Source organism: Streptomyces albidochromogenes (assembly GCF_005981925.1).
Taxonomy (GTDB): Bacteria; Actinomycetota; Actinomycetes; order Streptomycetales; family Streptomycetaceae; genus Streptomyces; species Streptomyces albidochromogenes.
Window position 1 is genome coordinate 1 of record NZ_VBVX01000362.1, and the last position, 5,954, is coordinate 5,954.

General features: G+C 70.5%; 5 protein-coding genes and 1 pseudogene. 3 read left to right on the plus strand and 3 right to left on the minus strand.

Features of this window, described 5'->3' with window-relative positions; genetic code table 11:
• The coding region (locus tag E2E34_RS30010) for an outer membrane protein assembly factor BamB family protein (RefSeq protein WP_167518421.1) at positions 1 to 1,270 on the plus strand (1,270 nt) is incomplete at its 5' end.
• Positions 1,271 to 1,294: 24 nt separating this feature from the next.
• On the opposite strand, the pseudogene E2E34_RS36740 reads toward E2E34_RS30010, so the two are convergent.
• Positions 1,295 to 1,553, minus strand: a pseudogene (locus tag E2E34_RS36740) (universal stress protein); the annotation flags it as partial.
• 267 nt (positions 1,554 to 1,820) lie between these two features.
• Between E2E34_RS36740 and pip the strand changes: the two are divergent.
• Entirely contained in the window at positions 1,821 to 2,786 is a 966-nt protein-coding gene (gene pip, locus E2E34_RS30020) for a prolyl aminopeptidase (protein WP_138905020.1), read from the plus strand.
• Positions 2,787 to 2,829: 43 nt separating this feature from the next.
• Here the strand turns inward: pip and E2E34_RS30025 are convergent, their stop codons facing one another.
• Positions 2,830 to 3,333: a hypothetical protein gene (locus tag E2E34_RS30025; RefSeq protein WP_138905021.1), complete on the minus strand. Its 504-nt coding sequence runs from the start codon at positions 3,331 to 3,333 to the stop codon at positions 2,830 to 2,832.
• A gap of 117 nt (positions 3,334 to 3,450) precedes the next feature.
• Here E2E34_RS30025 and E2E34_RS30030 point away from each other — a divergent pair, with 117 nt between their 5' ends.
• Positions 3,451 to 4,410 (plus strand): DUF1152 domain-containing protein, encoded by a 960-nt coding sequence (locus E2E34_RS30030; protein WP_138905022.1) that lies wholly within the window; start codon positions 3,451 to 3,453, stop codon positions 4,408 to 4,410.
• Positions 4,411 to 4,474: 64 nt separating this feature from the next.
• Here the strand turns inward: E2E34_RS30030 and E2E34_RS30035 are convergent, their stop codons facing one another.
• On the minus strand, positions 4,475 to 5,818 hold the full coding sequence (locus tag E2E34_RS30035; protein WP_244316254.1) for a branched-chain amino acid ABC transporter substrate-binding protein: 1,344 nt from the start codon (positions 5,816 to 5,818) through the stop codon (positions 4,475 to 4,477).
• Positions 5,819 to 5,954: the final 136 nt, after the last annotated feature.

The window sequence follows — 5,954 nt, forward strand, 5'->3', positions numbered from 1 at the left end:
CCCGACGTCCGCTCAGGCCCCCACGTCCGCCGGGTCTCCCGCCCCCTCCCGCCGTCGCTTCCTCGGCCTGGCCGCGGGCGGTGTCGCGGGGGTGGCCGCCGCCGGGACGGGCGGTGCGTGGTGGCTCACCCGCGACGGGAGCGAGAAGAGGACGAAGGCCGACGGCAAGGACGGCAAGGCGTCGCACAACGCCGAGCCCGAGGTCTTCAAGACCCCGCCGAACGGCGTCGCCCCGCAGCCGCTGTGGCACACCCGGGCGGCGAGCCTCTCCCGCAACTACGACGTGCCGCCGAGGGTGTTCGGCGACTCCTTCCTGGTGCTCGGCGACACCACGGCGGCGTACGACGTCAGGACGGGCAAGCGGAAGTGGGCCCGCAAGGAGATCAGCGGGCCCGCCGACACGCTCACCGTCTCCGGCAACACGCTCTTCCTGCCCGGCCCCGACTACGACGGCACGGTCATCGGCTACGACATCCGCACCGGCAAGGAATCCTGGCGCACCCGGCTCGGCGGCACGATGGACGGGGAGGTCCAGGTCGCCGCGGTCGACGACCAGCGGGTGTACGTCGTCGCCGTCCTCACGGACGACGACATCGACAAGCGCCTGAACGCCATCGCGGCCATCGACATCCGCACCCGCGAGATCGTCTGGCAGGAGCAGCGCGACGAGGGGACGCAGGACGACATCGCGCTCACGGTCGGCGACGGACACCTCGTCTACACCCACGGCGCGATCGACGACGACCTGAAGAACCTCACCGTCCGCGACGCGCGCACGGGAACACAGCGCTGGAACCGCAGGATCGCCGACGACGAGGTCCAGCCCACCCTCTTCGGCGGCATGGCCTTCCTCGGCGGCGACAACCTCCTGCGCGCCGTCGACCTGAAGACCGGCCGCGACGTCTGGAAGCTCTCGCCGAACGGCCGTCGCGGCTTCCACCGGCCGTCCGTCCTGCGGGGCGTGCTGTACGTCATGGACTACGACCAGGGTGTCTGGGCGATCGAGCCGAAGACGAGCAAGAAGATCTGGATGAGCGAGGAGCTGGGCAACCGGGAGTTCGGCGAGTGGATGGTCCGTACGGACGACTCCCTCTACATCGCCTCGTTCTTCGAGCAGGGCGGCGTCTACGCGTTGTCGGCCGAGGACGGCTCGTACCGCTGGACCTACAACGACGGCGTCAAGGACGACGGCGAATGGCAGATCACCCAGGCGGGCAGCCGCCTCCTGGTCTCCCACGCCGACCATCTGTACACGCTTCCAGCGGTCTGACCTGCCTGCGCACCGGGCGTCTGGTCACGCAGTGCCCCGTACGACGGTGACGGGGCAGTGCGCGTGCTGCAGCAGTGCCTGGCTCACCGAACCCAGCCACTCAGCACTTCCAGCCTGCCGTGACGTCCGGGAACCTCTCCGTGCGGCCGGCGAGTGCCTGGGCCAGCAGACGCTCCGCACTCTCCGGCCCCGTACCGGGCGGCACGTAGTCCGGCAGCCACGTGTGCACGGCCACGATCTCGGCCCCGCGCAGCGCCGCCTCCGCGAAGGCGAAGTCGACCGCATCGACGACGAGCCGTCCACTCCTACGACGACAAGGTTGCCCACCGTTCCTCCATCGCTCGCGTCCGTTTCCCCGCTTCCCTTCGGCGGTGCGTTCCCGCCATCCGGGCAGGCGGATGGTGTCGGTGGCGCACTGGCCGGCGAAGCGGTGGCGCAGGAGCGTGCCAGGGCCCAGGCCGGCTTCGTCCCTTGTCGCTCCCCCGCCTCCTCATGTCCGCACGTACTAACCTCGCGAGCTTGTACCTCGCGCACTCAGGAGGAGACCGCCATGGCCCGGCCATACCCGCCCGTCGAACCGTACGCGCACGGCCTGCTCGACGTCGGCGACGGCCATCGGATCTACTGGGAGACCACCGGCAACCCCGGCGGAAAGGCTGCCTTGTGCGTGCACGGCGGTCCCGGCAGCGGGGGCGGGCGCGGCAGCCGCGGGCTGTTCGACCCTGAGGTCTACCGGATCGTCCTGTTCGATCAGCGGGGCTGTGGTGAGAGCCGGCCGCACGCCTCCGACCCGGCCGTCAGTCTCGATCACAACACCACCGAGCACCTGATCGCCGACATGGAGCGGCTGCGCGAGCACCTGGGGGTCGAGCGCTGGCTCCTCTACGGCGGTTCCTGGGGTTCGACGCTGATTCTCGCCTATGCCGAGCGCCACCCGGCGCGGGTCTCCGAAATCGTCATCGCCGGCGTCACCATGACCAGGCCCGAGGAGACCGACTGGCTCTACCGCGGTGTCGGACGCCTGCTGCCCGGGCCCTGGGAGGCATTTCGTGACGCCCTGCCGGCGGCGGACCGGGGCGGCGATCTCGTGGCCGCCTACCACCGGCTCATGAACAGCCCCGACGAGGCAGTCCGGAGCAAGGCCGCGCGGGACTGGTGTGCCTGGGAGGACGCCGTCATCGCCCACGAGGCACTCGGCAAGCCGGGCGCGTACAGCGACAAGCCCGACGACGCGTTGCTGGCTTTCGTCCGGATCTGCACGCACTACTTCGCCAACGACGCCTGGCTGGAGGACGGGCAGCTCCTGCGCGACGCGGGCCGGCTGGCCGGGATCCCAGCGGTGCTGATCCACGGCCGGCTCGACCTGGGGAGCCCGCTGAAGACCGCGTGGGAGCTGAGCAAGGCGTGGCCGGGCGCAGAGCTGCAGGTGATCGACGACTCTGGCCACACGGGCAGCCGCACGATGCGGGACGCGATCCTTGAGGCCATTGAGCGGTTCGGCAGGGACGGGCAGTGACCGGCCCGCATCGTGCCGGTTCTTCGACGTCCCCGAAACACCGTCAGCCGGTGCCGCATTCAGGCACGGCCTGTTCCCAGAGGCCCAGCCCCGCACGGAGGAGTCCGCGCACAGCCGCAGTCTCCTCTTCCGTCCAGGCGCCTTCGCCGGCGGTCGGTTCGAGAGCCTCACCACCGAAGATCTTTTCGTACGCGCTGTCATGGACCCGTCCCCGGGGAGAAGAGAGCGGCGTGGCCTTCAGGCTGTGGCAGAGGTCCTCGAAGAAGTTCCACGCGTCCAGCAGCAGCCCCGCCGGCACCGCACCATGGCCGGGGAACTCGACCCACCGTCGTACGAGGCCCAGATCGAGAGTGGCCCCGCCCTCCGGGACGAGTTCCCACCCGTTGCGGTCGCAGAATGCCCGCAGCGCTTCGAGGTGAGGGAAAGCGAGGATTCTTCCTTCTCCATCGACGACAAGCTCATCAGCGGCATCGTCCTCTCCAGGCCGCCAGATCAGCGTCAGATCGTTTCTTCGGGACGTGATTCGGTACGGATAGCAATCAGCCATGCGGAGTCTCCCTGGTGCCGCGGCGGCACTCGCCGCGTGGGTCATCCTGCCTGCAACCACTGGGTTTGGCCGCCGGCCGCAGGAGCGCCGACGGCAGGCGCTCGGACAATGGTCGCCATGACATCCCTCCACACCAATCCGCTCTTCACCCGCCTCGCCGACGCCGAACGCATCCTGGTCGCCGGCGCGGGCGGCGGCTTCGACATCTACTCCGGCCTGCCGTTGGCCCTCTCCCTGATCCACCAGGGCAAGGAAGTCCATCTCGCGAACCTCTCCTTCAGCGCGCTCGCAGGTCTGCCCGTCGACGACTGGGCGGCCCCCGACCTGGCCGCCGTCACTCCGCAGTCCGCTCCCCACCAGAGCTACTTCCCGGAGCGGACGCTCGCCCAGTGGCTGCACCTGCACGGCTACCCGTCCACCGTCTACGCCTTCCCTCAGACCGGGGTGCTCCCCCTGCGCGCCGCCTACCAAGCGCTGATCGACCTGCACCGCATCGACGCCGTGGTACTGGTCGACGGCGGTACGGACATCCTCATGCGCGGCGACGAAGCCGGTCTGGGCACTCCGGAGGAGGACCTGACCAGCGTGGCGGCGCTGGCCGCGCTGGACGGCGTACCGACCCGGCTCGTGGTGTCGCTCGGCTTCGGGGTGGACGCGTACCACGGCGTCAACCACGTACAGGTGCTGGAGAACATCGCCGCGCTGGAACGCGACGGCGCGTACCTCGGGGCGTTCTCCCTACCGCGTGCCACCCGGGAGGGCGCGCTGTACCTCGACGCGGTGGCGCACGCCCAGCACCGCACCCCGGACCACCCCAGCATCGTGAACGGTTCGATCGCCGCCGCCGTGCACGGCTCGTTCGGCGACGTCCAGTTCACCGAACGCACCCGGGGCGGCGAGTTGTTCGTGAACCCGCTCATGTCCCTGTACTTCGCCTTCGAGCTTCCCGGCCTGGCAGCGCGCTGCCTGTACCTGGACCGGATCGAGGACACCCAGCTGATGCGCCAGGTCCACTCCAGGATCGCCGAGTTCCGCGACACCGTCGTGACCCGCCCGCCCCGGCGCTTCCCTCACTAGCCGCGGAGGGCCCGGCCTTCTTCCGCGAGGTGGCATCGCAGGCGGAGCGAAGCGCAGAGGCCCGTCAGGGGTTGCGGGAGCCGCTCTTCACGGTCGTCCAGCTGCCGTCCTTCACCTCGTACACCGTCAGCCGGCGGTTGACGGTGTCGCCGTACTTGTCGAAGGCCACACGTCCCGTGACGCCGTCGAACCTCAGCCCCGCGACCGCCTGCGGCATCTTCGCCCGGGCGTCCTCGGGGAGACCTCCGTGGGCCGCCATGACGTCCTTCACCGCTTCGATGACAGCCCAGGCCGCGTCGTACGCGTAGGGGCCGTACGAGCCGGCCGCCTCGGGGTACCCCGCCTTGCGGTACTGCGCGAGGAAGGTCTCTCCTCTCGCCAGGCTCTCGGCGGGTTCGCCGATGTTGGTGGCGAGGTCGCCCTCGGGCTTCGGATCGGTCTCCAGGAACTGCTGGTCGAAGACACCGTCGCCGCCCATCAGCGGAATGTCCAGGCCCGCCTGCTTGAGCTGCCGGGAGAGCGGGGCCGCGGTGGTGTAGTAGCCGCCGAAGTAGACGGCCTCGGCTCCGGAGCTGCGGACCCTCGCGGCGAGGCCCGCGAAGTCCTCTTCCTCGGCGTCGACTTGCTCCGTGCCGACGACGGATCCGCCGAGCTTCGCGAACTCGGCCGTGAACCCGGAGGTCAGGCTGGTGCCGTAGTCGCTGCTGTCGTCGATGACATAGAGCTTCGTCTTCCCGGCCTCGTCGTGGAGGTACCGGGCGGCGAACGGGCCCTGGTCCACGTCCGTGGCAACCGTTCGGAAGTAGGTCTTGTACGGGCGCGACTTGGTGCCTTCGGCCCAGTGGGGGCCCAGTGTCAGTACGGGGCTGGTGTTGGCCGGCGACACGTTGACGAGGTTCGCCTGTGCGAGCGGTTCCGCCATGGTCTGGGCGACGCCGGAGTTGAGCGGACCGACGACTCCCAGCACCTTCTCGTCGCCGATGAACCGGGCCGCGTTCGGCCCGCCCTTGGCGGGAGAGGACTCGTCGTCCAGGGCCTTGATCTGGAACTTCACGCCGGGTACGTGCCGGGTCCGGTTGGCGGTCCTGGCTGCCAGGTCGGCGGAGTTCTTGATGCCGACGCCCAGGGAGGACAGGGCGCCGCTGAGCGGTGCGTCCACTCCGATCACCACGGTCGCGGGAGAACCAGCGGAGCCGCTGCCCGCCGCACCGCCGTCGCCGCCGGGCGAGTTGTCGAGATTGAGGGTCCAGGTCAGGACGGAGCCGGCGGCGAGCGTGGCCACGGCCACCGCGACGACGGTGGAGCGCCGGCTCAGAGCGCGCCGCCGGACGGTCGCACCGTCGGCGGCCCCCTGTCGGCCCCTCCCGCCGAGCGAGACCACGTCGTCCTCGGCCGTGGGCCGGGGCACGGGCGGGGTGCTCGGGCGGTCGGGTACGGGCCTGCGGGAGGAGTCGGGGTCGGATGCGGAGTCCCTGACCGTGGGCGTCGGCTGGGGCGGCGGGGGCGGCGCCTGCGCGTCCCGCTCCGTCGGAGTGGGGGCGTGT